At 51.7% G+C, this 26,573-nt stretch carries 34 protein-coding genes; 5 read left to right on the forward strand and 29 right to left on the reverse strand.

Annotation, left to right across the window (positions count from 1 at the left end; genetic code table 11):
• Window positions 1-74: 74 nt before the first annotated feature.
• Window positions 75-980 carry a serine protease gene (locus tag E3E51_RS01660; protein WP_167911381.1) on the reverse strand — a complete coding sequence of 302 codons (906 nt, stop codon included), beginning with the start codon at window positions 978-980 and terminating at the stop codon, window positions 75-77.
• Window positions 981-1,247: 267 nt separating this feature from the next.
• Here E3E51_RS01660 and E3E51_RS01665 point away from each other — a divergent pair, with 267 nt between their 5' ends.
• Window positions 1,248-3,125 carry a transglutaminase-like domain-containing protein gene (locus E3E51_RS01665; RefSeq protein WP_167911382.1) on the forward strand — a complete coding sequence of 626 codons (1,878 nt, stop codon included), beginning with the start codon at window positions 1,248-1,250 and terminating at the stop codon, window positions 3,123-3,125.
• Between the two features lie 75 nt (window positions 3,126-3,200).
• Here E3E51_RS01665 and E3E51_RS01670 read toward each other — a convergent pair whose 3' ends face one another.
• The 23 genes from E3E51_RS01670 to cgi121 form a co-directional block, all read right to left on the reverse strand.
• Complete coding sequence (locus tag E3E51_RS01670; protein ID WP_167911383.1) at window positions 3,201-3,365, reverse strand: hypothetical protein; 165 nt, start codon at window positions 3,363-3,365, stop codon at window positions 3,201-3,203.
• A 214-nt stretch (window positions 3,366-3,579) separates the two neighbouring features.
• Window positions 3,580-4,380 carry a hypothetical protein gene (locus E3E51_RS13040; protein WP_206204438.1) on the reverse strand — a complete coding sequence of 267 codons (801 nt, stop codon included), beginning with the start codon at window positions 4,378-4,380 and terminating at the stop codon, window positions 3,580-3,582.
• A 220-nt stretch (window positions 4,381-4,600) separates the two neighbouring features.
• A complete protein-coding gene (locus E3E51_RS01680; protein WP_167911384.1) occupies window positions 4,601-5,518 on the reverse strand; it encodes a hypothetical protein in 918 nt (305 codons plus the stop codon).
• An 11-nt stretch (window positions 5,519-5,529) separates the two neighbouring features.
• Window positions 5,530-5,877, reverse strand: coding sequence for a hypothetical protein (locus tag E3E51_RS01685; protein ID WP_167911385.1), 348 nt, complete (start codon window positions 5,875-5,877; stop codon window positions 5,530-5,532).
• Window positions 5,878-5,882: 5 nt separating this feature from the next.
• Complete coding sequence (locus E3E51_RS01690) at window positions 5,883-7,841, reverse strand: hypothetical protein (protein ID WP_167911386.1); 1,959 nt, start codon at window positions 7,839-7,841, stop codon at window positions 5,883-5,885.
• Window positions 7,841-8,101, reverse strand: coding sequence for a hypothetical protein (locus E3E51_RS01695; RefSeq protein WP_167911387.1), 261 nt, complete (start codon window positions 8,099-8,101; stop codon window positions 7,841-7,843). Before E3E51_RS01695 ends, E3E51_RS01690 begins: the two co-directional genes overlap by 1 nt.
• Window positions 8,101-9,996 carry a hypothetical protein gene (locus E3E51_RS01700; RefSeq protein ID WP_167911388.1) on the reverse strand — a complete coding sequence of 632 codons (1,896 nt, stop codon included), beginning with the start codon at window positions 9,994-9,996 and terminating at the stop codon, window positions 8,101-8,103. The genes E3E51_RS01695 and E3E51_RS01700 overlap by 1 nt, the downstream gene beginning before the upstream one ends.
• Window positions 9,997-10,268: 272 nt before the next feature.
• Window positions 10,269-11,033 (reverse strand): ATP-binding protein, encoded by a 765-nt coding sequence (locus tag E3E51_RS01705; RefSeq protein ID WP_167911389.1) that lies wholly within the window; start codon window positions 11,031-11,033, stop codon window positions 10,269-10,271.
• Complete coding sequence (locus E3E51_RS01710; RefSeq protein WP_167911390.1) at window positions 11,030-11,470, reverse strand: hypothetical protein; 441 nt, start codon at window positions 11,468-11,470, stop codon at window positions 11,030-11,032. The genes E3E51_RS01705 and E3E51_RS01710 overlap by 4 nt, the downstream gene beginning before the upstream one ends.
• Complete coding sequence (locus E3E51_RS01715) at window positions 11,467-12,348, reverse strand: hypothetical protein (RefSeq protein WP_206204439.1); 882 nt, start codon at window positions 12,346-12,348, stop codon at window positions 11,467-11,469. Before E3E51_RS01715 ends, E3E51_RS01710 begins: the two co-directional genes overlap by 4 nt.
• An 8-nt stretch (window positions 12,349-12,356) precedes the next feature.
• Window positions 12,357-12,821 carry a hypothetical protein gene (locus tag E3E51_RS01720; RefSeq protein WP_167911391.1) on the reverse strand — a complete coding sequence of 155 codons (465 nt, stop codon included), beginning with the start codon at window positions 12,819-12,821 and terminating at the stop codon, window positions 12,357-12,359.
• A complete protein-coding gene (locus E3E51_RS01725; RefSeq protein ID WP_206204440.1) occupies window positions 12,811-13,089 on the reverse strand; it encodes a hypothetical protein in 279 nt (92 codons plus the stop codon). The genes E3E51_RS01720 and E3E51_RS01725 overlap by 11 nt, the downstream gene beginning before the upstream one ends.
• Window positions 13,090-13,135: 46 nt before the next feature.
• Window positions 13,136-13,561, reverse strand: a complete 426-nt coding sequence (locus E3E51_RS13045) for a hypothetical protein (protein ID WP_206204441.1) — start codon at window positions 13,559-13,561, stop codon at window positions 13,136-13,138.
• Between the two features lie 204 nt (window positions 13,562-13,765).
• Entirely contained in the window at window positions 13,766-14,056 is a 291-nt protein-coding gene (locus E3E51_RS01735) for a hypothetical protein (protein WP_167911392.1), read from the reverse strand.
• A complete protein-coding gene (locus tag E3E51_RS01740; RefSeq protein WP_167911393.1) occupies window positions 14,035-14,385 on the reverse strand; it encodes a hypothetical protein in 351 nt (116 codons plus the stop codon). The genes E3E51_RS01735 and E3E51_RS01740 overlap by 22 nt, the downstream gene beginning before the upstream one ends.
• A gap of 4 nt (window positions 14,386-14,389) precedes the next feature.
• Entirely contained in the window at window positions 14,390-14,611 is a 222-nt protein-coding gene (locus tag E3E51_RS01745; RefSeq protein WP_167911394.1) for a hypothetical protein, read from the reverse strand.
• Window positions 14,611-15,000, reverse strand: coding sequence for a hypothetical protein (locus E3E51_RS01750; RefSeq protein ID WP_167911395.1), 390 nt, complete (start codon window positions 14,998-15,000; stop codon window positions 14,611-14,613). The genes E3E51_RS01745 and E3E51_RS01750 overlap by 1 nt, the downstream gene beginning before the upstream one ends.
• Window positions 14,997-15,890, reverse strand: coding sequence for an integrase (locus E3E51_RS01755; RefSeq protein WP_167911396.1), 894 nt, complete (start codon window positions 15,888-15,890; stop codon window positions 14,997-14,999). The genes E3E51_RS01750 and E3E51_RS01755 overlap by 4 nt, the downstream gene beginning before the upstream one ends.
• Before the next feature lie 732 nt (window positions 15,891-16,622).
• A complete protein-coding gene (locus tag E3E51_RS01760; RefSeq protein WP_167911397.1) occupies window positions 16,623-16,952 on the reverse strand; it encodes a hypothetical protein in 330 nt (109 codons plus the stop codon).
• Entirely contained in the window at window positions 16,942-18,144 is a 1,203-nt protein-coding gene (locus tag E3E51_RS01765) for an MFS transporter (protein ID WP_167911398.1), read from the reverse strand. Before E3E51_RS01765 ends, E3E51_RS01760 begins: the two co-directional genes overlap by 11 nt.
• Before the next feature lie 10 nt (window positions 18,145-18,154).
• Complete coding sequence (locus E3E51_RS01770) at window positions 18,155-18,418, reverse strand: TMEM165/GDT1 family protein (RefSeq protein WP_167911399.1); 264 nt, start codon at window positions 18,416-18,418, stop codon at window positions 18,155-18,157.
• A gap of 12 nt (window positions 18,419-18,430) precedes the next feature.
• Complete coding sequence (locus tag E3E51_RS01775) at window positions 18,431-19,609, reverse strand: pyridoxal phosphate-dependent aminotransferase (protein WP_167911674.1); 1,179 nt, start codon at window positions 19,607-19,609, stop codon at window positions 18,431-18,433.
• Between the two features lie 84 nt (window positions 19,610-19,693).
• Window positions 19,694-20,101 (reverse strand): KEOPS complex subunit Cgi121, encoded by a 408-nt coding sequence (cgi121, locus tag E3E51_RS01780; RefSeq protein ID WP_167911400.1) that lies wholly within the window; start codon window positions 20,099-20,101, stop codon window positions 19,694-19,696.
• A 209-nt stretch (window positions 20,102-20,310) separates the two neighbouring features.
• Here cgi121 and E3E51_RS01785 point away from each other — a divergent pair, with 209 nt between their 5' ends.
• The 4 genes from E3E51_RS01785 to E3E51_RS01800 all read left to right on the forward strand — a co-directional run bounded on the left by E3E51_RS01785 (window position 20,311) and on the right by E3E51_RS01800 (window position 22,942).
• Window positions 20,311-20,502, forward strand: a complete 192-nt coding sequence (locus tag E3E51_RS01785) for a ribbon-helix-helix domain-containing protein (protein ID WP_167911401.1) — start codon at window positions 20,311-20,313, stop codon at window positions 20,500-20,502.
• 66 nt (window positions 20,503-20,568) lie between these two features.
• Window positions 20,569-21,819, forward strand: a complete 1,251-nt coding sequence (gene ftsZ / locus E3E51_RS01790) for a cell division protein FtsZ (RefSeq protein WP_167911402.1) — start codon at window positions 20,569-20,571, stop codon at window positions 21,817-21,819.
• Between the two features lie 30 nt (window positions 21,820-21,849).
• The gene (locus E3E51_RS01795; protein ID WP_167911403.1) at window positions 21,850-22,620 is read left to right on the forward strand and encodes a ParA family protein; all 771 of its coding nucleotides are present in this window, start codon (window positions 21,850-21,852) and stop codon (window positions 22,618-22,620) included.
• Window positions 22,607-22,942 carry a CopG family transcriptional regulator gene (locus E3E51_RS01800; protein ID WP_167911404.1) on the forward strand — a complete coding sequence of 112 codons (336 nt, stop codon included), beginning with the start codon at window positions 22,607-22,609 and terminating at the stop codon, window positions 22,940-22,942. The genes E3E51_RS01795 and E3E51_RS01800 overlap by 14 nt, the downstream gene beginning before the upstream one ends.
• Before the next feature lie 86 nt (window positions 22,943-23,028).
• Here E3E51_RS01800 and E3E51_RS01805 read toward each other — a convergent pair whose 3' ends face one another.
• Genes E3E51_RS01805 through E3E51_RS01825 form a run of 5 tightly spaced genes read right to left on the reverse strand, consistent with a single transcriptional unit; the run spans window position 23,029 to window position 26,452 of the window.
• The gene (locus E3E51_RS01805; protein ID WP_167911405.1) at window positions 23,029-23,487 is read right to left on the reverse strand and encodes an adenylyltransferase/cytidyltransferase family protein; all 459 of its coding nucleotides are present in this window, start codon (window positions 23,485-23,487) and stop codon (window positions 23,029-23,031) included.
• Window position 23,488: 1 nt separating this feature from the next.
• Window positions 23,489-24,007 carry an RNA-binding protein gene (locus tag E3E51_RS01810; protein ID WP_167911406.1) on the reverse strand — a complete coding sequence of 173 codons (519 nt, stop codon included), beginning with the start codon at window positions 24,005-24,007 and terminating at the stop codon, window positions 23,489-23,491.
• Between the two features lie 2 nt (window positions 24,008-24,009).
• Complete coding sequence (gene pyrF / locus E3E51_RS01815) at window positions 24,010-24,642, reverse strand: orotidine-5'-phosphate decarboxylase (RefSeq protein ID WP_167911407.1); 633 nt, start codon at window positions 24,640-24,642, stop codon at window positions 24,010-24,012.
• Between the two features lie 4 nt (window positions 24,643-24,646).
• Window positions 24,647-25,249, reverse strand: coding sequence for a DUF4443 domain-containing protein (locus tag E3E51_RS01820; protein WP_167911408.1), 603 nt, complete (start codon window positions 25,247-25,249; stop codon window positions 24,647-24,649).
• Between the two features lie 54 nt (window positions 25,250-25,303).
• A complete protein-coding gene (locus E3E51_RS01825) occupies window positions 25,304-26,452 on the reverse strand; it encodes an inositol-3-phosphate synthase (RefSeq protein ID WP_167911409.1) in 1,149 nt (382 codons plus the stop codon).
• Window positions 26,453-26,573: the final 121 nt, after the last annotated feature.

Here is a 26,573-nt window from a genome sequence, read left to right on the forward strand (position 1 = left end):
CTATGGTGATTTGCTTATAGGGTTTGCGAAAAAATTTAGCAGGCTGTGGGAAACTGAAAGGTAGAAGAGAGTGCTTACCTTTTGACTCTTACGATTGATTCCCCATTATGGTTATCGAAGATCTTTATTACTGAGGTCTGGTCAAAGGTGAGGGTCACTGTGTGATATAGTGTCATGGCCATTTCGTAGAAGTCAGGATCCCGCTCAAGTGGCTGAACGTTTAGGCCGAGTTTCATAGCTTTTTTCCTCGTGATGTGCCTATCGTGTACTTTAGTATCTTCATGGCTAGACAAAAATTCTGCAATCTTGTGAGCTTTTTCTTCAGCATCTGGTTGCCCATGGAACATGTATTCTGCAAGCCACTCCTCTACGAGTTCCTTGGCAAGTGCCATAGCGTTCTGACATTCTATCAGAATTCCGGGCGGATATTGTTTAAGTATTGGCATCCATGCTGCGAGGACGTTAGGGTTCTGAGAGCACTCCTGCTTGGCTTGCTCGAATTGCTTTAGGATAGCTTCTGCTGAGACCATTTGGTAGCCGTTTTCCGTAGGTATCATGAACTGTGGGTCTATAGGTCCGAGGGTTGCATGTGGAGCCATTAAAATTTCATCTGCTGCCAGTGCTATCATGGTAGCAGCAGACATGGCTGCTTGCGGAATAATGACTCTAATGTAGTCATACCTATCACGGAGATAATCTACGAGGTTTTCTGCTACAGTTAACGAACCTCCAGGACTGTGAAGGATAAAGTTGAGGGTTTCTCCGTTGAGGGTTCTGGTCACCTCAACGAAACCTTCTAAGTCAGCATCAACAAGTGAGACTAAGTGGGCAGGATTTGTTGGATCTGTCCACGCAGTAGCGTACAGAACAACATCCGAGGACGTATGTTTATGAATATCATTTAGAACATTTCTCCGAGTGTGATCATATGGGTTTGGGAAGTTTTCAATATGGTTGAGAACTTGGTGCCATGTGGGCACCTTAGACTCCCCCTTTAGAGTGACCTAGAACTAAAAACATACCTTGGTTCCTGTTTAGGGATATGTTCCACCTTGTGGAGATTCAAGTACAGTTTGTTAATCTTATCTAACCGTTCATAAAGTCCTATAATGTTCTCCGTGTTCTTGGGAGCTTTCCTGAATAATTCATCCATATCTATCTCGACTTTTGGCAACATCACTATCCCTCGTTCCACCTTACGGTGATTCATTTAAAAATGTTATAGTATTTTAATATGCCACAGAAGCGTGAAAAGAAAGATAGTCCTGCAGGTTACCCAACTTCTCGCAGTTTTTTCCAACGGAGCGCGGCGTAAGCTTAAAATACTTTGTGGTAATAAGTGTATTGCCTTGTCAAAAAGAGCTGAGGAGGGCCTTGTAATGCGTAAGCCGGTTATAACTTCCCTTGGAGTCGTACTCTTAGTGCTTTTGGGGGTTTTGGCGTCGGCCTGCATTCAGAGGGATTCTGTATCTACTTCGAGTGCTCCAAGTCCAACGGTTTCATCTTTACCTGATGGTAGAGAGCAGGAGACCACAACCACCGAGAGCTTAGATTCCGATGGAGATGGCCTCAAGGATGAAAGCGAAATTTATGTTTACAAGACTGACCCACAGAAGGCAGATACTGACGGCGATGGACTGAATGATGGGGTTGAGGTTCTGGAAACTGGCACTGACCCGCTCAAGAGCGATACTGATGGAGATGGCATTCCTGACGGTGAAGAGAAGGAAATGCATCTGAACCCTTTGTCTGCAGATGCCGACAATGATGGTATTTCTGATTATGATGAGGTGTTTGTGTTTAATACTAGCCCACTACGCGCCGACTCGGATTCGGACGGCCTTTACGATCCAGAGGAGCTTTCAAATGGTACCAATCCACTGGTCCCTGATTCAGACGGAGACGGGCTGACTGATGGGGAGGAGGTTCTTAAGTTTTATACTGACCCGCTCGTCAATGATACTGATGGTGATGGCCTTCTGGATGGTGTAGAAGTTGAGACTTACTACTCGGATCCTCTGAGTACTGATACTGACCATGACTACCTGCCAGACGGTTATGAAGTTCAGATTGGCACGGATCCGGCGTGGGACTGGAGATATAGCTTTGATGAAGAGGCCGTAAAGGCAGGCCTAAGCAAACTGCTCAGGAGTAGAGTCCATGGCCTCGCGGAGAGTTTTATTGTATACAACTCAACGCTTGACAGGGCGTGGGCGATTTTGGAATGGATTGACGGGAACATTGAGTATAACCACACCAAGGCCGAGTATGTGGAGGAGGAAGTGCAGTATTGGGACACCTGGACAGAAGATGCTAAATTGAGATACATGAACCTCACGCGATTGCAGGCGGCAAATGATACTGCTTTTGGACTCCACTCCGGCATCTGTGGAGATTACGCGTTTCTTACTGCAGCATTACTTTTGGAAGCCAATATCAGCCCGGTATATATGCTTGACATTGATTATTGGAACGAGTCGATTGGCCACGCAACAGTTGCGATTAAGGTGAATGGCACGTATCTTGTTTTGGATCAGCATCTCCCATTTATCCCTCTTGGAAACTATTATTGGTATTCGATCCACAACATGAAAAAGGAGATTGAGAATGCAACTTTTTACAAGGTGGAAGTTGATGAAAATGGGGAAATCAAAGTTTCGAGCTGGACATGGACCGGAACCAGACTTAGGGGCATGGCATATACTATGACAGAAGAGGATGTAAGGCTTGTTCAGAACCTGGCAAAGCAGTTACTCGTTGAACTTTACCCTCAGTACAAGGAAGATGCGCGTTTGAGGGCGTCCGCGGAGGCCGATTTTGATTCACTGGTAGAGTCAGGTGAGTTTTCACACCACTTCCTCCCGTCAGGATTTAGAAAAGGATGGTCCCTTGCAAGTTGGAGGTATCTTGGATGGTACTATCATCCAGTTATTGCCAAGAAGCTTGTAATGTCATACTGGCCAAGAAAAGCCCTTGAAGATGAGGATTGGATAGAAGTATTGGAGGTCTCAGATAAATACTATTTGAAGCTCTGGTGGACAGGGGATAAGATTGAGGTTGCAGCGCGGGATGGAAGTTCCTGGACAGTACCAGAGTTGCTCCTGGCGTTGGAGGTGGGTTCGTGAGGCAAAGGTTCGTTCTTCCGCTTCTTTTTCTTCTTCCGCTTCCCCACCTCAGACCCTCCCAAAAGATGAAAAGAGTTAGCGCTGGTCTTTCCTAAACCTTTCGGCCCTCAACGCAAACTGGATTTGGTGTTTTGTCGTCGTGTCGAGCTCCTGGTAAGCGTGAGTGTGGGTGAACTTCCTCAGCGTGTTGGTGTTCACCTCACCGTCTCTTGTCCAGACGGGCCTTTTTGTTGCGCCCACCACCACGCGCCCGAGTTTTCCATGGAGTTTTCTTTTTAGCTCGCCGGGCCGTTTTACCGCGTGTTGCACCCAATTTCTGCTTTTGCTTTTCTTTCTTGATGCGCCAGCTCGCCCACTTCGCGTAGACCGGCTTTTCCGTCCCATTCCGCCACACCTCCTCTAAATCAATATAATATGTATACTTGGGCGGTTTGAGGAAGCGCATTTTCCCACCTCACGTTTCCCTCGCGTAGTTGTAGAAGAGGTCCCATAACGTCCAGGCGACTAGGAAGACTATCAGCGCGAAGGTAACTCCGGAGTTCCTGAGGTTGGGGGGCTCGTCCAGAACGAGCGACCACATCGCCTGCATGATTAACGCTCCGGCGAGGGCCGCGAGCGGGCTCTGTGTCTGCCAGAACACGATGATCACGACGGCAAATATCATCAATTGCGGGAGGATGAGTTTGACGAGTTCGTCCCCTTTAATCGCGAGTTTCACCGTGTCCCCAAAGCTCCCGCCGCTGTCGAGGAGCGCTTTCGCGTACGGGTTGATTGGAGTAATGTTGAGGCCGGGGAGTTGGGAAATTGGCAGGCTAATATCATCCCCACCTTCCCATTTTGACCACAGGTACAGGCTTCCTCCCGGCTTCAGGAAGTATACGTAGAGGGTCATGTCGCCGTCGAGGTTTATTTGAGCGGTGGCGTTAGTGTAGCCTTCTTTGACGAAAGTGAACTTGTACGTGCCGAATGCGAGTGTAGTACTGTCGCCGTCATTGAAGACGCCGAAGAGGGTCATGTTCTCGGAAGTGGAGTTCTGGACGTAAACCTCAACGCCGTTCAGAGTGTTGCCCGCAGAATCCTGAAAGTGGAAGATGACGGTCGCGTTGGTTTTAGTAACTCCTATCTTCTTGTAGAAGACAAAGCTCCCTGAGAACGGCAGTATGAATGTCCAGTTTACGTTGTCTCCCGACGAGACGTTGTTGATTGTTGGCGTGCCCTCAGTCCAGTTCATGGCCAAAATAGTAGGCTCTGGCATCTGGATAACCGGCGACCACGAGTCTGAGATAGTGTAGGGCGTGGGGAAGGTCGCAGTGGAGTTCCAAGACATTCCCAAAGTGTACGGGGAAGGTAACTTCGACACAGGGCTCCACGAGGCTGTAATGTTGTATTCTGTCGCCACGACGCCTGGCGTGGTGAGAAAACCGAGAAACAAAAGAAAAAGCACTGCAACACTGGCCTTTCTCACTCTTATCACCTCACTGCACGTTGATTGTAATGTCTAGCACTACCGCATCGCCGTTATTGACCGTAATTGGGTTCACAAAGTCAATGTGCCCGTAGTCCATGTTAGCGAACTTCAATACTATCCTCTTCAGCACAAATGATGATGAGCCGGTATAAGTGAAGACTATCTTCATTTTTGCTGTGTATGTGTCAATTCTCTGCTGGAAGTACTGCACGCCAAAACTTGTCGTGGACGTTACAAGGTCAGTAGTGTACCACGTCCACGAGGGGTCTTGAGCGTTGCCGAACGGGCGTAAGAGGAAGAGGTAGCTGGAGTTGTCGATGTTGGGGTCGTCAAAACGAACCCCATAATCCACCATCTGCAAGTGAATGACATCTCCAGTGTTGATGCCGCCCTCAACGGGGATATACAGAGAAGCGTATGCATCACCATCCAACGTAGGTTTGTCAGAGGTTGCACCGCTATACTCGTGGTCGCAGGGTATAATTGCATTTCCAGCCCACCCCGCGATGAAAGTCCAGGTCGTGGTGATATTGTCGGGAATGCTGTATTTTGTAGTTTTAGTTCCCGTGCTAGTGCCGATGCTCTTTCCACCAGTTGCGGTTGTCCCATCGACGGTGCCGAGGAACAGTTGATGGTGATAGTTCTTGAAGTCATATATCGTGAAACTCGACAGACGCCAGTACGAACCTGTGAGGAAAGGGTCTTCCACGAGCTCGCCGTTCACGAAAATTTTGTAGTTCCAGCTGGCTTTGATGACATTCGGGTTCTTCTCTACGTGGTAGGAAATCCTTGCGCTGTTGGGCGCCTGCCCTTCTGTCATTGCGGGTTTTTCCACAGGCTTTTCTACTGCCGGGCTCTCTATCGGGGCGGCAACGAGGAACGCCGCCGCCAGGAGCAAAACCAGCACCAGACCGAGCTTTCTCATTTTTCACCACCTCACAATACTCTTCCGAACAGGATTGCAATCATCACTATGATGTAGCTGAGGTAAGTGAGGAGCTGAAGTGCGCGGGCCCACGCGGGATCCACCCCAAGGGCACGCCAGAGGTAGTAGTTCCCCCCAACGACGTTCGAAAAGAATGTTCTCACCATGTCATACGCGCTCCACTGGAGGGGAGTGTTGGGGTTCACGTTCTCGATTTTTTCCAGGCTCTCGTCTATCTGTGGGGACTGTCCGGTGTCCACGTAGGAGAACTGAGGATACGCACTCGCCACTAGGGAGATTGCCATGTTGAGGATGAAGATGAAGTACATGAAGTTGAGTCCTGCGTTCGTCAGTCCCATCCTCCTCACCTCGATGAGGGTCTGTATATGATTAGACTCAGGATTGAGATGCCCATGAGGGTTCCAATCAGCCAGGCTGGAGAGGTGAATATCTCGGCCAGGTTCGCAAAGCTGAGAACTGCTGTCGCGAGCAGGGGACTGAGGAATTTGTAGCGGGCTGGAGCGATGAGTAGGCCGCCGATGCCAAAGAGTCCGAGCAGAAGCCATGCTGGAAAGACTGTTGAAGGGATTGTGTAGACGTTTTCTCCGGCCAGGTAGACTGTCATCGTCTTGTAGAAGCCACCACTTCCATGTATTGTGAGAGCGGCCATGTCCGCCCCCTGCGGGGGCACAAACGTTCCGATGTAGTGGGATGCATTCGTCGTCATTGAGAAGTTCGCTATCCTCTCACCGTTAGCGTAGTAGTCTATAGTGAAATTCCAAGTAGGATCCGGGTTCAGCGTGTCCACGAGCTCTAGTTTCAGCGAGGTGTTCTCCAGCCAAGCGTCAGCGAACACTCCCTCTTTGTCCTGAAGGTTTGATTTCAGCATGAGTGTGATTCCCTGCCCTGTGAAGGAGAACCATCCGGCGGCCCTGACTGTTGTGTTTTGCTTGAACTCAATGTAGTATTTGTTCCCATAAACCCCAATCACGTCCGCTTGAGATGTTTTTTTACAGTACACTGTTTTGCCCGCCGCGTTCTTGACAGTTAGAACGCCCTCCTCTGAGGGGAGGATTGAGATGTGTTCTATCACTCCTCTAGCGTCGGGAGAAATAACTGCTATGTCTGAAGTGAGGTAGAGGATTTCAAATATTGTCGAGCCCGAACCTGTGCTGATGATAATTTTTTCAGTTGAGTTTGGGGCAATTACCTGTTCTTTCGACCCAAACCAGGGTGTCGTCTGAAGGAAGGCGTTGTCTGCTGTAAAGAACGAGAATGTAAGTGGGATTGCCAGAGTATTCCCGCCGTCGGGCGTGACGAGTATTTTTCTGTCCCCAATGAGGAGTTCTACGGTGTCTGTTTGACTTGGGTTCAGGATGTAGTCCTCTGCAGTGTAGCTGTCCAAGAGTGTGAATTCGTCGAGTATTGTGCTGCTTTCAGTTGAGTCGTCTCCAATCTCTGAAAAGTTAACTGTCCCCTGCCAGTTGAGGCGGAGGAGTGTGTTTGAGACGACAATATAACCATAGCCGGGTTTCCAGCTGATTACGACTGGAACGTAAGTTCCGGCAGGGACTTGGGCGCCCTGTGTTGTGTAGGTTGTGGTTGAGGTTTTCACATAGAGCTGGCCGCTTGAGTCAATGCCAATGCTGTCAGTTAGTTTGATGTTTTTTGTACCGTCCCATTTCAGCCAGAACTTGACCGTTCCAGAGGGGAGGGAATATGTCTGCTTGAACTGTAATTTCGTCCTGTTGAGCATAAAACCCCTTTTGGTTCTGTCTGCTCCTTCAGGAATTGTGCCGGTGTTCAGGTTGTAAGACAGGATTGGGGTGTCCTTCTCAGACGTGTATGCCACAACCTGTTTAATCGTGATTTTGACAGTGCTGTTGACGTTTGAAGTATACTTAGCGTACACATCTACCACGAAAGAAGTCCCCTGAGCTCCCGAGATTGGTAAGGCTTCTATGTGAGAGGTATTTTGAGTCGTAACATACTCGTTAAGGGTTGTATTCACGTTGGCAGCAGAGACGATGACCCTCAACTGAGTCCTCAGTTCTGGCGTCACGTTTGAGGCGTTGTAAGTCCACTCCTGTGCCCACGCTATCGTTATTCCATTCAGGTACATCTGTGAGGGAGGAACTACGACATAGGAAGCCACCTTGACGAAAGTTCCGTTATCGTTCTGATTGAGGATTGCTGTATCCCCCTCAGAGAACGTTGTTGCAATCATGTCCTCAAAGCGGAACTGGAGGTATAGCTCCGAATGGGCTAATGGAAGTGGAGAAAGAAGAAACAGTACTAACACCGCCGCGATGGCCTTTTTCATCACATCACCCTCCGCTGCTGGCTTTCTGCGTAGAATGCCGCGACGAGCATGGCGATGAACGCCCCGAAGATAAGCACGAGTGGAGTCCTGTTCCAGAGGGCGATGAACTGTTGTACTATGCCTCCAAAAGTTGAGTCCTGTTGGGCTGGAGCGATGATGTCAGGGTACATTGCGCTGAGCACCATAGAGACTACGCTGAACACGAAGATTATGAAGAAAATGAAGAGGATTCCGAGGAGGGCTTCACGGAAGAACCCCATCAGCGCCCCCTCCTGTTTGTTTTTCTCTTCGTTCTCTTTGCCTTTGATTTTGTTTTGACTTGTGTCCTGCTGCGGGTTTTGGTCTTGGATTTCCTGCTTTTCTTGGCGGGTTGGACTAGCGCTGAGGCAAAGGGGTTCTTTGGATTCGGCAGGAGGGAGAAGTCAAAGATTTTGTTCTTATTCTCCCTTCCCTTGCCGGCCCACAGTGCTCCTCCAAGGATGCCTGCGATTTTGACTCCAGTGTTTCCACGCCGTATACGGGGAGCCCGCAGTAGTGAGGGTATAAGAGAGGGTATAGCAGATGTAGTTTTGGGCGTTGGCTTCGGGGATGAGACAGGTGTAGGTTTTTCAGTTGTGATGGGCTCTTCTTTTTGTATTGACACTACACGCTGAGGCTCCTCAGGAGGTTTTGGTGGAACATAGAAGGTTGGAGTTTCATCGGGAGTTTGGCCGAAGGTAGTGTCTGGAGTGGTCTTAGACAGATTATCTACAATGTCAGACGTCGTCTGAATTTGTGTAGTGGCCTGAGTCTGAACAGAGGTTTCTGTAAACACATCGGGGACTGGTGGTTTTTGGAGGGGATAGTACACAGAGGTGTTGCGAGGTTTCTGCACCGGTTTAGGTTCCTCCAGGAATACATCCGGAACTGGCAATCTGTGGACGGGTGGTTTATAGATAGGTTCTGGTTTGAATTTTTGTTTGGGCGGTTTTGGTGAGGAGATAGGCTTTGGTTTTGGAATGAACGCAGTACTTCCGAACAATGCAGAAAGAGCCATGTCTGTCGGAACCTCCAACCCTCCTCCAAGGAGACGGATTGGTCTAATTGCTCCAGCTTTGCTAATGGACTTAGGAAGAAGTTCTACAGTCGTCATGCTTGCACGGAGACCTGGTCCTCCCGAGGCCCGCGCGGCCAGGTTAAGAACATCTTCCTTTGTCTTGCTGAGCTTGAATGCGAGGTATTCTCCTCTATGCTCTGTAAGTATTCTTTCAACGGTATACTTTCTCAATCCCGTCTCTTTGAACTTCCCGAGGAGAGTGAACCTTCCACCGGTAATTTCCGGTCCACGTTTTTCAATTATTTTTCCTGCGAGCGCATAGTCTTCGCCCCTTGTCTTTCCGGCGGCTTCGACCATCTCATCGAGGGACTCAGTGAGTGCTCTATAATGGGACCTGTATAGAAAATCGTCCCCCTTCTGAACTTGGCCAACTTTGAACACTCCAACAGTCGCTTTGTTTCCACTCTTACCAACCTCGATCCCGCCACCCTTTACATGGACAATGTCGTCGTCGAGGATGTCTTTCTTATACAGTTTGAGGTTCAGGAAAGTGTAATCTCCAGAATCATCTATCCTCTTCACATGCCCTGCAGTCCGTTCAATCCCAATTTTGGTAGATTGCACCCCTCTCATTGTGTTTGCCATGTATCCGAGATTGTTCCAGACGCCAAAACTTCCAACTAATGCACCCCATGTTGCAGGATCCTTGGCAGCAGATTTCATGTTTGAAAGTACTTCTCTTGGGTTCCGTACTATATAGTATATAGCTCCGGGAAGGTGTATAATTTGAGATGGAATATTGATACTGCTAGCCAATCCAGCTGTTGCGCGTATAACAGGATTTGTTTCAGTCGCAAGAACCCTGTTCAGTCTGCGCTCCAGGATTCCAAATGCAGTGTTTTCATAATACGCCGTTTCAAGCCTGTTTAGCATCGCATCTTTCTTTGATACTGCCTCAAATTTGTATGGGTACTCCTCTTTCTGTTCTTTCTGCCCCGTTCCTAGCATTTCCCTCTCGGCCCGTTTCCCCATGTAGTAATACTCATAGCCAGCATAGGGATTTGAGGGCTCGGGCTTCGGCTCAGGCCGCTCCCATGCTTTCTGTTCCTGTTTCCTCATCCTGTGATAGGCTTCGCGCTCATAATAGTCCGGAGAGACTTCGCCATCAATGTAAATCTCAGACCTGTAAGCGCGGTGGATCCTTGGAGTGGCTGTGGAGGAGCTTGAGGCTGGAGTGGAAGAACGAGAGGAGCTGGAGGTCGTCTGCGGCGTTGAGGTTGGTTGGGAGTTTGAAGTTTGTGCCTGGTTCTGCTGATTCTGGTTGCTCTGCTGAGTGTTTTGATTCTGATATACTCGCGGGTCAATCTCCCCATCGATATAGACGTCTGGCATCATACCACCCTCCTGATAAGCTCGTCAATATCCGCGGCGGCGACCTGTTCGTTCAGTTGCTCCCATGCCGCCGCGATTCCGAGCTTCTCGATGATTTTATCTCCAATCTGACTCGCAAACTCGCGGATGTGCCTGTTCTTCAGCCTGTTATAGTCCGCCTCATCGCCTGGTGGCGAGAAGTGAAAGTTCATCGTGGGCACTATGCCGGTTTGCGAGATTATCTGCGAGAAACTGACTATCTTCGTCTTTCTCTTCAGCGTCATCGTTGCAGAGAACAGCTGCCAGAGCCTTGGTGGTACCCACGCGCCAGCGTAGCCACGGCGGTAGACATGGACGAGTATGTCGGTGCGGCGGTGGAGTATATCCAGCTCCCAAAATGCTGGAGTGCAGAAGATGAAAACCTGTCTCAGCGCGCCGATTGACTTGATTGCCTCGTCAAAGAGGATGTTGAACGTTGACATCGAGCGTCTGTGGTGGAGAACGTTCTGAGCCTCGTCTATAATGTGAATTGTTCCAGCTGGTGTCTGTTTCTGACTTCTAAGAGCTTTGAACATCATCGCCACGTCAGCAACTGTAAAGTAAACGTTCTTCGAGAGGTCAAAGCGGGCTCCGTGGTTGTCGCGGAGATAGTATGCAAGGCTTCTCGCAAGGGCCGATTTTCCAGTCCTCTCTCTTCCGTCAATGAGAATCACAAGGTCCTCGTGGTTCTTCATGGCCTCGTCAAACGCCCGCCCGACCATCTCGAAGAACTTGTTCATGTTCATCCCTCCTCTGCCGTCAGGGTTTGTGGAATGCTCAGCTGCATGATGTCGAGAAGCCCATGCTTGACTGCGAACTTTACGAGAGCCTCCGCTACGGTTATGAGAATGTTGGCCCTCACGTCAAGAGGGAGTTTTTTCGGGTCGAGTTCGAGGGTTTTCATCCTTCTAAACGCTTCAAATGCTTTCTTTTCTCGTTCATCCAGCTCGTCCGGCGAGATTTTTGGTTCAAAGAGTGTGAACGCTTCATCAGTCGCGGTGTAGAGCTCGTTAAACATGTTCATGCTGAAATTGCCGCTGAGGAACCTCGAACGGAATTGAGCGAGGAGGCTGTTCAGTTCTAGGAGAGAAAATGTGACATAAAGGCGGAAGGCATCGTGGGGCCTCGCCATGTCGGTTTTCAGAGCTTGAGCCTCGTACTCCATGAAAACGTCGAGCTTCATATCTTCACCACCCGAGTGGCGTTCTCGACTGTCTTGTTCGCCAGCTCCTTCAGTAGCTCTGGAGATACCTGGACGTTCACCTGCGGCTGACTCTGGCCGTGCAGGAGCATATACAGAACCCCTATCCCAATCAGGAGAAGCATTGCCGCGAAGGCGAATTTGACGACGTCGCTCTTGAAGATTGAACTCATGTGCATAGCGTAGAGCTCCATGTTTGCGCTTAGCTTTGGAGCACTGACACCGTTCGCGTACTCGCCGATCAGGGCAGGGTCGAGCTGTCTGACCACAAGAGTCTGTTTGTCGCTCGCGAGTTCTTCAACCTCAAGATTCTGCTTCACCTCAACGACTTGAGCGTTTTTATCTACGAACGCCCTTAGCTCCTGTTCCTTCGCCTTTACCTCCCTCTCAACAGCCTTTAACGTCTGCTCTAGCTCCTCTGCCTGCTTCTCGTCAGTTGTCCTCTGTAGAGCTTCGAGGAGTTGAGTGTATGTATAGTTCAGCTCCAAGTACTCTTTCACCATGTCGTCCTTGCCCATCTCCTTGAGTGCCGTGAGAATCGCCCACATGCTCGGATGAATGCTCGACCCGTACTCAACAGAGAGAATGTAAAGGGGCTTGCCCCACAGGTACGTTCTGTGATCAGGATTGACGATGAACTTCAGTTTTGACTTTCCGAGTTTGAGCTGGAGAGTGTTTCCAATCACATCCCTCGTGTAGCCAAACTTTGTAACTGCTCCATAGAGCATATAGAACGCTCCTTCTCCTGGAAGCCTGCCTTTGATGACTGTTCCGCCAAGGCCCAAGCCAAGTAATGCCAAGAAGGCAAAGATTGTCGTCAGCACAATCAGAGCGACGACAACCATTGGATTAATCAACACAGGCTGCATCAGACGCCACCTCCAAACAGCGAGAATCGCTTCCTTCTCTGAGTCGGCACGTTGGCCTGGTAGCTGATTATCTTGCTAATCTGAGTTACCTTATCGAGCAGGTAACCTCTGCGAGAAAGGCTAAGGTGGGCAGTAACGTACACTTTCATCTGTTCAAACTCTGAGATTGTTCTTCTGAGCTCGTCTTCCCTCCAGCGCGGAATTTTTGAGAGTCTGAGAATTTCGAGCTTTGCAAGGGTTGCATTGACTGTAGAGATTTCCCGCTCGGTCAGGTTGGCAAACGCGAGGCCAGGGTTGCGGAAGACTGGATACTCGGCAAGCCTTTCGGGGAAGTACCGCTCATTGTCTTTTATCGCCGAAATCAGGACATCATGGCTTTCATTCACTGGAGTAGCTTTGATCTCTGTGGAAAACTCGTCGAGAAAACTGAGTGAGTTGGGATTCTGTGAAAAATCATCCTGCATTTCTCATCCCTCCTTTCAGCCCGTAGTAGATTATCGCGGTGATTTGAATCACCGCAAAGCCCCACCACACAAAAGCGAGCGGATACGCCCCCTCCAGGCTGATTACATCCCCATTAGCCGTGATGAACGTGAGATTGAAACTGTAAAATCCCGCGATGATGAAGAGGGCCGACGAGGTCGTGAGGAAAATAAGGTTCCCATACATGACTCCAAGGACGAATAGTATCGTCGCGACGGCAACTATGAACATGTAGAGGCTCACCAGCATGTTTTTTCCCTCCGAGCGGCAATGGAAAAGAGAGAAAGGGTGGCTTTCAGCCACGCCAGAAGGCGTAGATTGCGCCGACGACGAGTCCGAGAACGCTGACGAAGATTGCCAGGCCCCACATGCTGAAGCTCTTGCCGACGTAGCTCGTGAAGGTGTCGTAAGCAGGCCTCAGCGTGTTGTTTGCAGGAATGCTCTGGTCGACGGTCGGCTGTATCATCGCCACGACCATGATGGATATGAAGGCTGTAATGAACACTGCCGCGAGGCCGAGGCCAACGCGCGGGTCGAGAGAACCGCGCCTCTTGCCGGCTCTACCATGTGCCCTCTTTTCGCGAGTTCTCTGTTTGGTATGGCGCTCTGACCTCCTCAGAAACGCCCTAAGCCCCTTCCCTACCTCCTGCCCTTTCACAAAGCCGCTCCTCCAGGCGGCCTTCATCTTCCACTTCTCCTTCTCCAGAACTTCCAACGCCACACGGCAACACCCCACCGTGTTCTAAAATAAAAAGTTCGTAAAGGGCTTAAATAACTTTGTCGGGCTTTTAACGGGCTTTGTGCTATCATTAGCGGCTCTTATGGATAGCTATCAATGGATAAGCAGATGACATAATATACTCATTAAATAGGAGCAAAAATCTCGCTGAAAAGATAGCAAAAGAAAAGTGCCCTGGCCGGCTGCTCACTCCTCGGCTTCGAGGTGGAGAAGAGACTCGTATAAGTGGAGCAGTGCCTTTCTGGAAGAGCTTTTTGTTCTGTTTGCAAGAAGTGGAGCGAGTTTTTCAGGCTCTATGTCAAGTGCCATGCTTAGAACAGCTAGCTCGTACACTTTTTGCTTTGAGTTCAACTCGTATTTCTCCATCATGCGTGTGATGATCTTTGACAGCACTTCATTCTCGCGTATGTACGTTTCCGCATGCCGCTTAGGTTCTTGAAAGTACCTCATTAATATCAACTTCTTTGTGTTTTCCACTTCACCTCACCCCCCTCCTTTTGTTCGGGCACAATAATCAGCGGGCGGCGCGTGAGTGTAGATGAAAGTCCTAACGTCACTAAAATCAACGCTAGATAGGGCACCCGCGCATCGTCCGGAAGAGAAAGCTTGTTAATCATCTTGAACAAGTACAATGAAGTTGCGGCCATTATTGCCAGGATGACCTCGTAGAGAATCGCCTGAAACTTCAGGGCCTTGAGGGGCACTTCATCGTCTGACTCGTGCCAGCGGCGCCCGTGGTAAATACGGAACCTCCTCTTCTTCTCCACCCCCTCAAGGGGCTGGCCGTCAACCATCACGGGCTTCATGCTTTCACCACCTCTTCGGAATCGGATGATACGTGCGCCAGAGGGGCGCGAATTTAGGAGGCTTCACAAGCTCCCGCGGCATTGGCTTGCCGAGCGGGTCAACCGCCCGGAACTGCTTTTTAGAGCGCTCCCACTGTGGCTGGTGGTTGTGGATCCTATTCTTCGAGGGCAACTCAATGCGGATGACAAGGGCATACGGGCGCCACTCCCAATCAATCCCACTCATCACGATCCCTCCACGATGACGGTCGTTCCATTCACGTGAATGCTCTCGATACGTGGGATCTCAGAAAGAATAACTCTTGAAATCCACAAAGTTCCATCATTTGAGATTGTGTAAAACGTGATCTCCGGGCGCAGTTTGGGGGATATGAAACCACCAATGTTCACGACGTCTGACGTGACGTATACTTTTCCCTTTGCGTGTTCCTGGAATGTCTTGAAATCCACAACCAATTGCAATGTTGGCTCTTGCTGGAACTTGAAGTCATCGACAATGATAACCTCCTCTGCATGAGGAAGTTCAAACTTGTATGTGTGAGTTTTTGTATTCGTATCTAAGCATCCTGCAGCCAACACAACACCTATCACAACAAGAGCGAGGAATTTCTTCATTCTCCCCCCTCCAGCACCTTTTTCAGCTCCTCCACAACGCGGGAATACGCCTCGTCGGCCTCACCTTCAAGCTCCAAGTAATGCCTTTCAAGAACAGAGCGCTTGACACGGCTCTGGATGTAGTTTATCACATGGTCCTTGATGCCCTTTCTGGAGAGAAACGTTGCGTGCCACTTCCTGATAGTCGAAGAATTCACTCTGCCGTACTTCAAGCGTTTTCTGATCGTCGCTTCCTTTATCTTCACTGGCCGTATCTCTTCAACGAGCTCTACTGGCATGTAGATGAAGAGCGCTGCCTTGTTGCCGTGCCTTTCCATGAGGGCATATTTTGCCACGTTGGGATAATCGGGTAGGATTATCAGGCGTTCCGGCTCAAACTGCGTCAGCATCTTGTGGACTGTCCTCAATCTTGCTCCGCTGAACACGAGAATCTTGAAGAAAAGCTTAGTAACTTCGTCAGAATGCTTCTTATGATACTCCCAAGCCTCAAGCAGCTCTTCGGTTGAAATCCTGACCTCGCTCTCCTTCGTGGGCTTGATCGGTATTGACTCTTTCAGCTCCTCGGCACGGATTGGGTCGATGATTTTCCTGCTCTTCAGGAACGTCACAAATTTCCTGAGGGCCTTGCAGAGGTGGCGTTTGTAATTTTCTTTGGTGAGGGCCTTCTCAAGTTCCTCGACCGAATGTGGGCTGTATTTGTCAAAGAACTTCTTCAGAGCTCTGGTGTATTCTGCGGCCGTTTCTTCTGAAAGTTCTCCAGCCTTTACTCGCCCTGAGAGCCATTCTAAGAACTGCTCTTCAAGCGAGACCCACAATCCTGCGAAATCTTCCGCCTTCCAAGCCGGTGACCCGGGTTCAAATCCCGGCCACCGCACCATAACGGAAGACAAGGGGGCTCCGCCTCCTTATCTCTCTGTACTCTCAAACCCCCGGAGTGGGGCTTCGCCCCACGTTAAGAAACTTTGCTGGGCAAAGTTTCATCAAAGCCGGCATGCCTCTTGAATGGCTTGTTCTCAGGAGGGTTTACTTCCAAACCTGCCAGTTTTGAATGTGTTTTCCTCCCGTTAGCGCCCTTCGGGCGCTGTTTAAAACTAAACACTTTCCTCCACACGCCATCATGAGCGTAAACCCTGAATCCATTGACTGTTTGATAACGCATGCAACTTTCCTTTTGCCCTTTTGGACAGTTAAAGCATTTTGGTCAAGCTTTGCGCAAGCAAAGCTTGCTGGGGGGCTAACGCCCCCACGCCCCCAGAAATTTTCTTATGCAAAGTTTCATCAAAAGTTGGTAGCTCCTTTTGAAAGGCTAATTTTCGAGTGATTTTCTTCGTTACTGGACAAGTTTAATTGTGAGAACTTTTCAATTGCTCCCCTGGTGAGGGTTTAACTTTGAAAATCGACGCCCGGAGGGCGTCAGAGAAGAGTAAACCATGTTCAATGGTTTCTTCGAAGTGTTCTCGCTTGAAAATGGGCACTTGGGGAATAAAATCTGTTACAGGAGCGTTCTATGTGATGAGCTACCAACTTTTGGCCAAGCTTTACTCAAAGCTTGCTCTGTACTCCCAAACCCCCGGAGTAGGGCTACACCCCACGTTAGGAAACTTTGCTGGGCAAAAGGTTGCCTATGGCATTTTGAGCTCAATTCTTACGTCTTCGTCCATCAGGACGAAGAGGATCAGCGCCGAGAGGAGGGTCAGCGTTGCCGCCGGAAGGGACAGTCCCACCATCACCCAGAGGAGTCCGAAGAGCAGGTCCAGGAGGGCTATGTACGCCGAGAGGTCCACGATTGTCTCGTGTCCCACCCAGATTCCGTAGGCGAAGAGCAGGTGCACGCTCCCGATGATGATATAGCCGAAAAACGTGTACCTTTCCCCGAAACTTATTGCGGCTATGCCGTAGAAGAAAATCGCAAGGAGGATAAAGAAAGAGACGACGAGGGGCTTAGGCTGCATCGCCGAGCTCCTCCACGGGAAGCTTCATCCTCGCAGAGGCAAGTAGCAGAAGGACTCCAAGGATTGCCATGCTGAGGTATATCAGCATCCCCGTAGTCACGCCGTGGACGAGGACGAACATTACGTTGGGGGCCACTGCGTTGGCGGAGTTGGAGATGAGGCCGAGGGCGAAGCTGGCCTCAGGGAACACCTTCTTCGGGTACGTTGCCGGTGCCGTCGTCCAGAAGGCAGGTCCGGTTCCCTGGACTATTCCCGTAATCGCGATGCCGAGCAGGGCGAGGGTGTAATCGTTCGCAGAGATTGCCTTCCAGACGATGAAGATTCCCGCGAAGGTAACCACGTAGGAGAGAGTCATGACGCTCACTATGGCCTTGAAGAGACCGCGGTTGCTGGTGTTCCTAACGGAAAGGCGATAGCCCAGGTAGCCCATTATTATGGACCAGAGTGCCATTGAAACCTCAAGCGTCATAACAAGGTTCGCAACCTGTGCGTCGCTGAATTTGACGTTGTGGAGCGTAAAGGAGCCGAGGGTAAAGATTATCCAGAGCGCTGGGAAGAACGTAAAGCCGAAGACCCAGGTAAAGGGCATCTTCCAGACGTTTGAGCCTGAGGAGTGCTTCTCCTTTGGAATCTCGAAGTCCTCAATGAGGAACCACCAGAGGGCGAGCATCGCGTACATAACAACAGCCGAGACGAGGAACGCGACCCTGACGGCCCCCCAGTCGGAGTAGCTGTGGGAGGCCCACTTGGCGAGGTTTATGCCGTAGATTCCACCCCAGAATATGCCCGAGAGTATTATGCCCTTGGCGAAGGGTCTCTCCGCAACGAAGAGCCTTCCGATCTGGTTGCTGAAGACAGCTATGAGTGCGACTATGAAACCCTGGAAGAAGCGGAGCGCAACAACTCCCCACCAGCTCGGCATGAAGGGGATCAGGAACTGTGGTACGGCTGCAAAGCTGACTATCAATGCGACACTCCTCTTGAAGGAACCCTTGAACAGGCTCGTTCCACCGAGGAGGAACGCCACGAAGAGACCAACGACGTAGGCCGTCTGCTGGTAGCCCATCATTGCTTCCGTAATGCCGTAGTGCGCCAGGACAACGTCCTTAAACTTCTCCAGCATGTGCATTGTTCCAAAGCCCGAGGCCACAAGGAGTGTGTTAATCAATACCGTTGACCATCTTTTGTCCATTGCAATCACCTCACAGTTTTCCCATCAGCATAAGAACACCGAAGACTATGAAGAGAACGCCCGCACCCCTGTGGATCATTTCCATCGGCAGTAGGTGGCCGAGTTCGTCACCAAGGAGCGCACCGATGAGGTTAACAGCCGCTAGGCCCAGGATGGCTCCAAGGAATGCGGTTTTCCAGCCGTACTTGGCGGCAAACGCCATGGTTGCGAGCTGGGTCTTATCCCCAAGCTCGGCTAGAAAAATGGCGAAAAAGATGGCCAGAACGCCGTCCATCCCCTTCCCCCGCTAGAGCTTTGAAAGTGCCTCGTTCATTCTTTCCATGGCCTCGACGAGCTGGCTCTTCTTGGTCGCGTAGCTTATCCTTATCCAGCCCTCACCGGCCTTTCCAAAGGCCGTTCCAGGAATGACGACGACGCGCGCGTTCTCAAGGAGCCAGTCGGCGAAGTCTTCGCTGCTCATGTCCAGGCTCGGGTCTATCTTTGCCCAGATGTAGAACGCTCCCTTCGGCTTGAACGGGGTGATGTACGGCATCCTGTGGAGGTGTTTGAGCACGAGCTTCCTCCTCTCCGAGTAGGTCTCGCGCATGGCGCTGACGGCCTCCCAGCTGCGCTTGTCGCGGAGGGCGGTGATTCCCGCTATCTGAATGAAAGAGGTGACGTTGCCGATGACGTAGGCGTGCAGCTTTATCATGTCCCGTATGACCTGTGTTGGGGCTATGGTAAAGCCGAGACGCCAGCCGGTCATGGCGAAGGTCTTGGAGAAGCTGTTCGCCAGAATCGTGTTGTCCGGGGCGTACTTTATCATCGGGTAGTGCTTCGCCCCCTCGTAAAGGAAGTGCTCGTATGGCTCGTCACTCAGGATGTAGAGGTTGTAGTCCTCGGCTATGTCTGCAATCGCTTTAACCGTCTTCTTCTTGAGAATCGCGCCCGTGGGGTTGTTGGGATAGTTGAGAACCAGCATCCTGGTGCGCTTGGTTATCGCCTCAACGAGCTCATCCGGGTCAATCTGAAACTCGTTCTCCTCCCGGAGGGGTATCCTGATTATGCCCGCCTCGGCTATCTTCGCATCCTCGACGTAGCACACGAAGGCCGGGTCGGGGATTATAACGTCATCGTCCCCTTCAAGGAGGGTTTGGAAGGCCAGATAGGTTGCCTCGTAGGCGCCGGCGGTCACTATTATATCATTTGGAGAGACGTCAACCTTGTAGTGGGTCTTGTAGTACTCCGCTATGGCCTCACGGAACTCAGGAATACCCGCGTTGGGCGTGTAGTGAGTGTAACCCTCATCTATGGCCCTCTTGGCGGCCTCCTTGATGACGTTGGGGGTATCGAAGTCGGGTTCGCCTATGCCGAGGGAAATAACGTCCTCCATCTTCTTAGCCTTCTCAAAAAGCTCCCTGATTTTCGAGCGCTGGATGAGGTTTATTCTGCCAGCAAGGAAATACTTGCGCTTTTTATACTTCATGAGCATCACCTCAGGCACTTCGAAAATGAGGGAGGGATTTTATAAACCTATCCTCCTAGGGGTACAGAATTGGGTACCTGCTGTCTATAAAACTTCAGCGAGTGCAGCTTTTTCAAAAAAAGTTTTCACTTTTTCCCGGTCGCAGCCGGTGAGCGGGAGCTCGTTCAGTCCAAAGTCGCGCAGAACCTCCAACGCTCTCTCCCGCGTTCCAAAGACCACCAGATAGTTCTCACCATCTTTTATGCCGTTTTGGGCTATGGCGTCTTTTATCTGAAGCGTTCCGGCCAGGCGGATCAGCAGCTCCCCCCCAAGGGTTCTCGCGTGGTTCGTTCCTCTCTCAAACGACCTGAGCGCCAGCAGAGCCGCGAACGCCACGGCCTCCCAGCACTCGGCGCTGACTATCTGAACGTCCCCCCCAAGCTTTGGGATAATCTTTCCGGCGTTCTCCACGTACACCCTCGTGATGTGAAGCTTTTCGGTTATTCCCCTCATCGAATTCCCCAGAATCTGATGAAATACTCGGTGTTAAAACCCTTTCTCATCCCCAATCCCCGCTGATTTAAAATATTTTTTGTCTTTTTGAATTTTTTCAAAAATTTTTTGAGATTGATAATATCACAATATTATCATCCATCCGCAAAGTATTTAACTAATTAAATCACTAGTTATTTCAGCGGCTTACTGAACTGGGTGGTGCAGGGATGGGCAAAATGCGTATCATCAGCGTACAGCTCCCCCAGGGCCTGATTAACGCCATGGACCAGCTGGTTAGAAAGGGCGTTTATCCCAACAGGAGCGAAATCATCAGGGAAGCTATTCGCGAGCTTTTGAAGAAGGAACTGTACCAACTTGAGGTTGAGGAGCGCTCAATGCCTGACTACATTATGAAGTGAAATAAGCCGCTAAAATCAGCCGTCAAATCATGCTGTAAGAGTCAGATGATTGAGGGGGTTGGGGCGATGGTATTTAAACTCCTGGAACAAGCCGGAATAAAGCTCGACTTAGATGACAAGCCCAAAAAGGCAGAGTTTGGAGATTTCTCCGATGAGAACCTCGAAGATCTTATAAAGATTGTTATCGTTGGCGTTGGTGGTTCCGGAAACAACACGATAACCAGACTCTACGAGCTTGGCGTCCAGGGCGCGGAGCTCATAGCCATGAACACCGACGCCCAGCACCTTGCCAGGACAAAAGCCCACAGAAAGCTTCTCCTCGGAAAGGAGATAACTCACGGAAAGGGATCAGGAGGCAACCCGGAGGTGGGTTATCGGGCCGCCGAGGCGAGCGCCCACGAGATTGCCGAAACCATCGGTGACGCTGATCTCGTGTTCATAACCGCCGGTATGGGCAACGGCACCGGTACGGGCGCTGCCCCTGTTGTCGCCAAGGTTGTAAAGGAGCGTGCCAGGCACAACGGCCGCTTTAGGGAGCCACTCGTCGTCAGTGTTGTAACGTACCCGTTCAAGAACGAGGGCAAGATACGGCTTGAGAAGGCCAAGGCCGGAATAAAGGCCCTCATGTACTACTCGGACACTGTCATCATCATCGAGAACGACAAGCTCCTCAAGCTCGTTCCGAAGCTCCCAATAAACGCGGCCTTCCGCTTCGCCGACGAGATAATAGCCAGGATGGTCAAGGGTATCACAGAGACCATAAAGCTCCCGTCCATGGTTAACATCGACTTCGCCGACGTTTACAGCGTCATGCACAACGGGGGTGCGGCCCTGATAGGGATCGGCGAGAGTGACTCCAGCAACAGGGCGGTCGATGCCGTCAAGAACGCCCTTGAGAACAAGATGCTTGAGGTTGAGTACGGCAGCGGCGACAGGGCGCTGGTTCACTTCACCGTCGGACCGGACGTAAGCCTCGGCGAGATAAACGACGCCATGAACATCGTTTACGAGAAGCTAGGCGAGAAGAGTGAAATCAAGTGGGGAGCCAGGATAGACGATGACATGGGTAAAGTCGTCCGTGCGATGGTCATCATGACCGGCGTTAAAAGCCCGCACATCCTGGGCGGGGAGCACGCCCTCCGCGTTGGTTCATCCTTCAAGGAGAACATCATAACACCAGAACCTATCAAGCCATTCAAGTCCGAAGACAACGGCTTTGACAGAATATTCAACACAATCTCCAAGCCCAGGAAGGCCGAGAAAGAACTCCCAACCTATGCCAAGAGGGTTCTTGAGGACTTCATCGACATCACCTGACCCTTTCTCTACCTTTGGCAGGTGATTCCAGTGGCCGTCGTGATCAGCATAGCCAATCAGAAGGGCGGGGTTGGGAAGACCACTCTGACCATGAACCTCGGCCATGCGCTCGCCGCCATGGGCAAGAGGGTTCTTCTCGTTGACATAGACCCGCAGTTCAACCTCACCTTTGGACTTATAGGCATGGATGTCCTCCAGTACGGGGAAAGCAACGTGGGGACGCTGATGACCAGGGAGAGCGAGGTGGAGGACACCATCGTCGAGGTGAGGAGGAACCTCCATCTTATTCCAAGTCATCTGAACCTCTCCGCCAGGGAGATAGAGATTATCAACGCATACAACCGCGAGAGGCGCCTGGAGAAGGCCTTGACACCCATATTGCCCGATTACGACTACGTTCTCATAGACAACCCGCCCAGCATGGGAATCTTCCTCGTCAACTCGCTCACCGCTTCTGACTACGTCCTCATTCCGCTCGAACTCAGCTACTTCGGCGTCATAGGCATGCAGCTCATGTTCAACCTCATGCGCATGATCCGCGAGGAGACCAACGAGAACCTGAAGCTACTCGGGCTGGTTCCCAACAAGTTCACCCGCCAGACGAAGGTTCCGAAGATGCGCCTCAGGGAGCTCAGGGCGACCTATCCGGACGCCCCGATACTGACGACGATTCCGAAGGCGATAGCCCTTGAGAAGGCCCAGAGCCAGGGAATGAGCATATTTGAATTCGACGGAGATGGTAGAGCCTCCAAGGCCCTTCTAAAACTCGCGAGAGAGGTGGTCGAAATTGTCGAAGGATAAAATTCCCAAGCTTTTTGACGGCTCCGTTAACGAGCTCACCCGACCGTCCAGGCCCAAAAAGGACAGGAAGGCCAAGTCCAAGGACATGAAGAAGGAGAAAAAGCAGAAGACCCTTTACATAAGCCTCGATATGAACAAAAAACTCATCGAACTCTACGGCGAGGAAGGCAGAAGACAGAGCACCATCGTTGAGGACGCGGTCAACCTCTACTACTACCTGAAGCTCGCCCTCGGTGAGAAGAAGTTCGACGAGCTGATGAGTGCGGTGAAAAGGGAAGACCCGGAGTTCCTGCGGGAGTACATGGGGAGATTCAAGCTCTGATGTTAATCCAGACGCTCAACTCACCGTTTGAATCATAAGCTAAAATCAGCCCCAACTCCCGCGATGACGTAAAATCAGCGGTTAAATCAATCGCAGTACGTCTCTATTATCCTCCGGATTATCTTGCTGGTCTTCGCCCTGTCGCTCTTGTAGAGGTAGGGGATTCGTATCACGTCAGCGTTTATGCCACGCCGCCGAAGCTCCTCCTTGAGGCGCTCGCAGCTGAAGTCCTGGTCGGGGCCTATCGCAACGATGTCGGGGTTTATGCGCTTCACCAGCCCGTAGTCTATTCCCCCGGGTGAGCCGATGTAGACCTCGTCCACCATCCTCAGGGCCCTCAGAAGTTCCGCCCTGTCCTCCGCCGTGTTCACGGGCTCCCTGCGCTTCTGCCTCCTGACAGTCTCGTCGTGGGCGACTATCACTATCAGTTCGTCCCCCAGGGCCCTGGCCTGGCTGAGAAAGTGGATGTGGCCGACGTGAAGGATGTCAAAAACCCCGCCGACTAGGACGCGGATTTTCCGCCTTCCCTCCCCGGTTCCGTTCATCTCAGCCCACCGTCAGCTCCCAGATTCTATCCTTGGCGTGGTGGATGTTCTTCACCGCCTTGCCCTTGGGCTTTTCTTTCATTGCTTTTCCATCCATCAGGGCGATGCCTATGGCGAGGGGCCTTCCGTAGTCCTCCTCAACCACGAAAACGAAGTCGCCTTCCATTATGCCCTCGTCCGCATCGGTTATCCCGGCCGCCATGACGTCGGCGCCCTTGATTATGAACGGCACCGCGCCCGCATCGACCACGACGCGCCTGGGCCACTTCCTCAGGTCCTCCTCGTTCGACAGCTCATAGAGCGCTATGACGAGGGGAAATATAAGTCCCTTCCTCCTTATGAAGAACGGCTTCCCGTTAACGAGGAGTATCTCCGTCGTCCTGTCGAACTCCGCAACCTCGACCCTGTCCTTTTTGTTGAGCATCTTCCCCGCTATCTCCTCACCGAAGATTCCGCCCATCTCGCGGATTATCTCCTTGATTTCCTTCTTGCTGAGTGGATGCTTGACCTTCAGCTCCATCCCTACACCCCCGTCATCTCCTCGTGAAGCTTCCTCGCGGCTGCCCTCGGGTTCTCGCTCGCGTATATCGAGCGCCCCACTATGACGTAGTCGGCGCCGGCCTTTAAAACCTCACCCGCCCTGCCGCCCTGGGCACCAACGCCCGGGGTAAGGATTCTGATTCCCGGTTTCAGCTTCGAGCGTATGTAGGAAACCCTCTCGGGCCTAGTGGCGGGGGCTATGACCCCAAAGGGCTCAAGCCCGTTGGCCATCTCGATGAGTTTGTCCGTGACCGGCTGGATGAACTCCCTCGCCCCAGGATGACTCATCTCGACGACGAGTATGGTCCTTCCAAGCTCCATCACTGCCTCAACGCTGTCGCTCCCGACGAAGCCGTGGGCTATGATGTAGTCCGCCCCGGCCTCGAAAACCTTGCCCGCTATCAGCCTGTTGGTGTTTGGTATGTCCGCCAGCTTGAGGTCGGCTATTATCGGCAACCCAGTAACCTGCTTCAGTTCGGTGATGATGTTCAGCCCCGAGCCTATTATCAGCGGCCAGTTAACCTTTACCGCCCACAGGTAATCGGCGGTGCACTCGGCTATCTCAAGGGCCCTGTCACGTTCGTAGACGTCGAGTGCGAGAACAAGCCTCCTCATAACTTCACCTCACCAGGGATTTTATCCGCTCCGGCAGCTCGTCGCCCTTGAGAGTCAGGGCGACATGATAGGCGCTCTTCATGGCATCGGCTTCCTTCTCCGCCCAGGTAACCACGACGAGGTCGCCGTCGTTCAGTTTGAACGCTTCCCTAATCTTCTCAGCGAGCCCGGGCATCGTCTCGCTCAGCGGCCGCCCATCCTCCGGAAAGACGGGTTCACCATCCCTCACGACGAGAATCATGGCCCCCTTCGCGAAGAACCTTATGGCCTCATCGCGGAGCTCGATGCTCTTGAAGCCCTCAACCCCTTTCACCGTTAGTGCGCAGGCAGGATAGCCCTCAACCTCCCCGATACGGTGGACTTCGGAGAAATGCCTAGAGATTTCCCCGAGAAGCTCCATTCCCCTCCCGTTGAGCGAGTGTCCGCGCTGGGTGGAGCTTATAACGTCAATGGCGGCAAGCTTCTTCAAAAGCGTTCTAACGCTACCCTCACCGAGGTCGAGAACCTCCGATACCGCCTTTCTCCCCGTCGGGTTCTGGAGCATGAAAAGAACCGCAACGACATCCTCAAGCGTGAACTCCGGATAGGCTCCCCTCTTCCAGCTCATCGGCTTCCCTCCGAGAAAAATAGGGCAATGGAAATTAAAAGTTTGTTGGAAAAGTCAGAACCAGCGCGGCTCCAGACCGGCCCAGATGCGCATCTTCTCATGGGCGATGATGCGCGGAATGTTCGGCCTGTCCTTCGGTCCCGGGTTCTTCATGTAGAATGCGTTGACCTCGTAGACGGTTCCGAAGGCCTTCTTCTCAATCGCTATCTTTCCGAGCCTCGCAAGGTCAACGAGCAGACCTGCCAGAGCGGGGCTGTCGTTTATCCTGCCGGTGATGACGAGCTCATCCCTGGCGCCGTTGAAGCTGACGTACTCGATGTGCATGGCGATGAACTTCCTGTCGCCGAGGGGTTCGAGGAAGCCGGTGGGCTTGATGTAGTGGGGGGCATCGTAGCCGAGGAGCTCCTTAACGACCGAGCTCTTTGTGAACTCCTTGCTCTTGTTCCTCTCCTTGTCGGTGAGGGCCAGGAAGTCGTTGTTTCCGCCAATGTTGAACTGGGCTATATCGAGGACGTAGCGGTTCCTCTGGGCGAGGTGGCTGAGCACGTCGGCCGTGAGCGGCGTCGCTCCCGTGGCACCGTCGTCGCCGAAGATAACGAGGTTACTCTCCCTAGCGAGCTCGACGAAGGCTGGGTCGTTGGCTATAAGCGTTGGAATCGCGTTGACGAAGGCAGCACCGCCGACCTCCCTGGCGTACTGGGCTATGGCGTAGGCGTAAACCTGGGTGGCGGTGAGCCTGTCCCTGTTGTCCTCAGCGAGGGCCTTCTCAAGCTCCTCCCTGCTTCCGAAGGGCACGAAGGCCTCCGTGGTGCAGACGTTGATGAACACCTCCGCGCCGAGCTCCTTCCACTCGCTGACGAGGTGCTCAACGGCCTCCTTGAGGGTCATCTCGTCGTCGAGACCGGTGGCCTTGATCGGCAGATTTCTGAGGCTCCGCAGGTGGATTCCCTTTCTGACGGTGATGCCCCTCAGACTCTCCGGGGCCTCGGGATCGTAGGTTTTAACGACGTTGTGGAGGTCCTTTCCAACCTTGCTAGCGTCAACATCGTAGGAGCCGACTATCTCTATCTCCCTGATTTTAATCGGAAGCTCATCGGCGAGGGGAACGCCGTAGGGCTCCATCCTTCCGGCCTTTATCTTCTCAAGACCGCTCGCAAAGATGCTGGCAACGTAGCCCTGTCCGAGTATGACAACCTTAACCATTCCATCCACCTCCTTTGCTTGCGGTAAATTATTTTACAGTAGTTAAATAGTTTTTGGTGGAAAAACGATTTTATTAATTTTTGAACATTTCATTGTTCCACTCCGCCCGATTGCCGACCGT

The sequence above is a fragment of the Thermococcus sp. 21S7 genome (genome assembly GCF_012027615.1).
In the GTDB taxonomy this organism is placed as follows: Archaea; Methanobacteriota_B; Thermococci; order Thermococcales; family Thermococcaceae; genus Thermococcus.

What these genes read in the sequence shown, in the direction of transcription:
- E3E51_RS13040 (WP_206204438.1), bottom strand. Translation starts at nt 4,380, where the DNA reads ATGCCAGAGCCTACTATTTTGGCCATGAACTGGACTGAGGGCACGCCA.
- E3E51_RS01680 (WP_167911384.1), bottom strand. Translation starts at nt 5,518, where the DNA reads ATGAGAAAGCTCGGTCTGGTGCTGGTTTTGCTCCTGGCGGCGGCGTTC.
- E3E51_RS01685 (WP_167911385.1), bottom strand. Translation starts at nt 5,877, where the DNA reads ATGGGACTGACGAACGCAGGACTCAACTTCATGTACTTCATCTTCATC.
- E3E51_RS01690 (WP_167911386.1), bottom strand. Translation starts at nt 7,841, where the DNA reads ATGAAAAAGGCCATCGCGGCGGTGTTAGTACTGTTTCTTCTTTCTCCA.
- E3E51_RS01695 (WP_167911387.1), bottom strand. Translation starts at nt 8,101, where the DNA reads ATGGGGTTCTTCCGTGAAGCCCTCCTCGGAATCCTCTTCATTTTCTTC.
- E3E51_RS01700 (WP_167911388.1), bottom strand. Translation starts at nt 9,996, where the DNA reads ATGAGGAAACAGGAACAGAAAGCATGGGAGCGGCCTGAGCCGAAGCCC.
- E3E51_RS01705 (WP_167911389.1), bottom strand. Translation starts at nt 11,033, where the DNA reads ATGAACATGAACAAGTTCTTCGAGATGGTCGGGCGGGCGTTTGACGAG.
- E3E51_RS01710 (WP_167911390.1), bottom strand. Translation starts at nt 11,470, where the DNA reads ATGAAGCTCGACGTTTTCATGGAGTACGAGGCTCAAGCTCTGAAAACC.
- E3E51_RS01720 (WP_167911391.1), bottom strand. Translation starts at nt 12,821, where the DNA reads ATGCAGGATGATTTTTCACAGAATCCCAACTCACTCAGTTTTCTCGAC.
- E3E51_RS01725 (WP_206204440.1), bottom strand. Translation starts at nt 13,089, where the DNA reads ATGCTGGTGAGCCTCTACATGTTCATAGTTGCCGTCGCGACGATACTA.
- E3E51_RS01740 (WP_167911393.1), bottom strand. Translation starts at nt 14,385, where the DNA reads ATGAAGCCCGTGATGGTTGACGGCCAGCCCCTTGAGGGGGTGGAGAAG.
- E3E51_RS01745 (WP_167911394.1), bottom strand. Translation starts at nt 14,611, where the DNA reads ATGAGTGGGATTGATTGGGAGTGGCGCCCGTATGCCCTTGTCATCCGC.
- E3E51_RS01750 (WP_167911395.1), bottom strand. Translation starts at nt 15,000, where the DNA reads ATGAAGAAATTCCTCGCTCTTGTTGTGATAGGTGTTGTGTTGGCTGCA.
- E3E51_RS01760 (WP_167911397.1), bottom strand. Translation starts at nt 16,952, where the DNA reads ATGCAGCCTAAGCCCCTCGTCGTCTCTTTCTTTATCCTCCTTGCGATT.
- E3E51_RS01765 (WP_167911398.1), bottom strand. Translation starts at nt 18,144, where the DNA reads ATGGACAAAAGATGGTCAACGGTATTGATTAACACACTCCTTGTGGCC.
- E3E51_RS01770 (WP_167911399.1), bottom strand. Translation starts at nt 18,418, where the DNA reads ATGGACGGCGTTCTGGCCATCTTTTTCGCCATTTTTCTAGCCGAGCTT.
- E3E51_RS01775 (WP_167911674.1), bottom strand. Translation starts at nt 19,609, where the DNA reads ATGAAGTATAAAAAGCGCAAGTATTTCCTTGCTGGCAGAATAAACCTC.
- cgi121 (WP_167911400.1), bottom strand. Translation starts at nt 20,101, where the DNA reads ATGAGGGGAATAACCGAAAAGCTTCACATCACGAGGGTGTACGTGGAG.
- E3E51_RS01785 (WP_167911401.1), top strand. Translation starts at nt 20,311, where the DNA reads ATGGGCAAAATGCGTATCATCAGCGTACAGCTCCCCCAGGGCCTGATT.
- ftsZ (WP_167911402.1), top strand. Translation starts at nt 20,569, where the DNA reads ATGGTATTTAAACTCCTGGAACAAGCCGGAATAAAGCTCGACTTAGAT.
- E3E51_RS01805 (WP_167911405.1), bottom strand. Translation starts at nt 23,487, where the DNA reads ATGAACGGAACCGGGGAGGGAAGGCGGAAAATCCGCGTCCTAGTCGGC.
- E3E51_RS01810 (WP_167911406.1), bottom strand. Translation starts at nt 24,007, where the DNA reads ATGGAGCTGAAGGTCAAGCATCCACTCAGCAAGAAGGAAATCAAGGAG.
- pyrF (WP_167911407.1), bottom strand. Translation starts at nt 24,642, where the DNA reads ATGAGGAGGCTTGTTCTCGCACTCGACGTCTACGAACGTGACAGGGCC.
- E3E51_RS01820 (WP_167911408.1), bottom strand. Translation starts at nt 25,249, where the DNA reads ATGAGCTGGAAGAGGGGAGCCTATCCGGAGTTCACGCTTGAGGATGTC.
- E3E51_RS01825 (WP_167911409.1), bottom strand. Translation starts at nt 26,452, where the DNA reads ATGGTTAAGGTTGTCATACTCGGACAGGGCTACGTTGCCAGCATCTTT.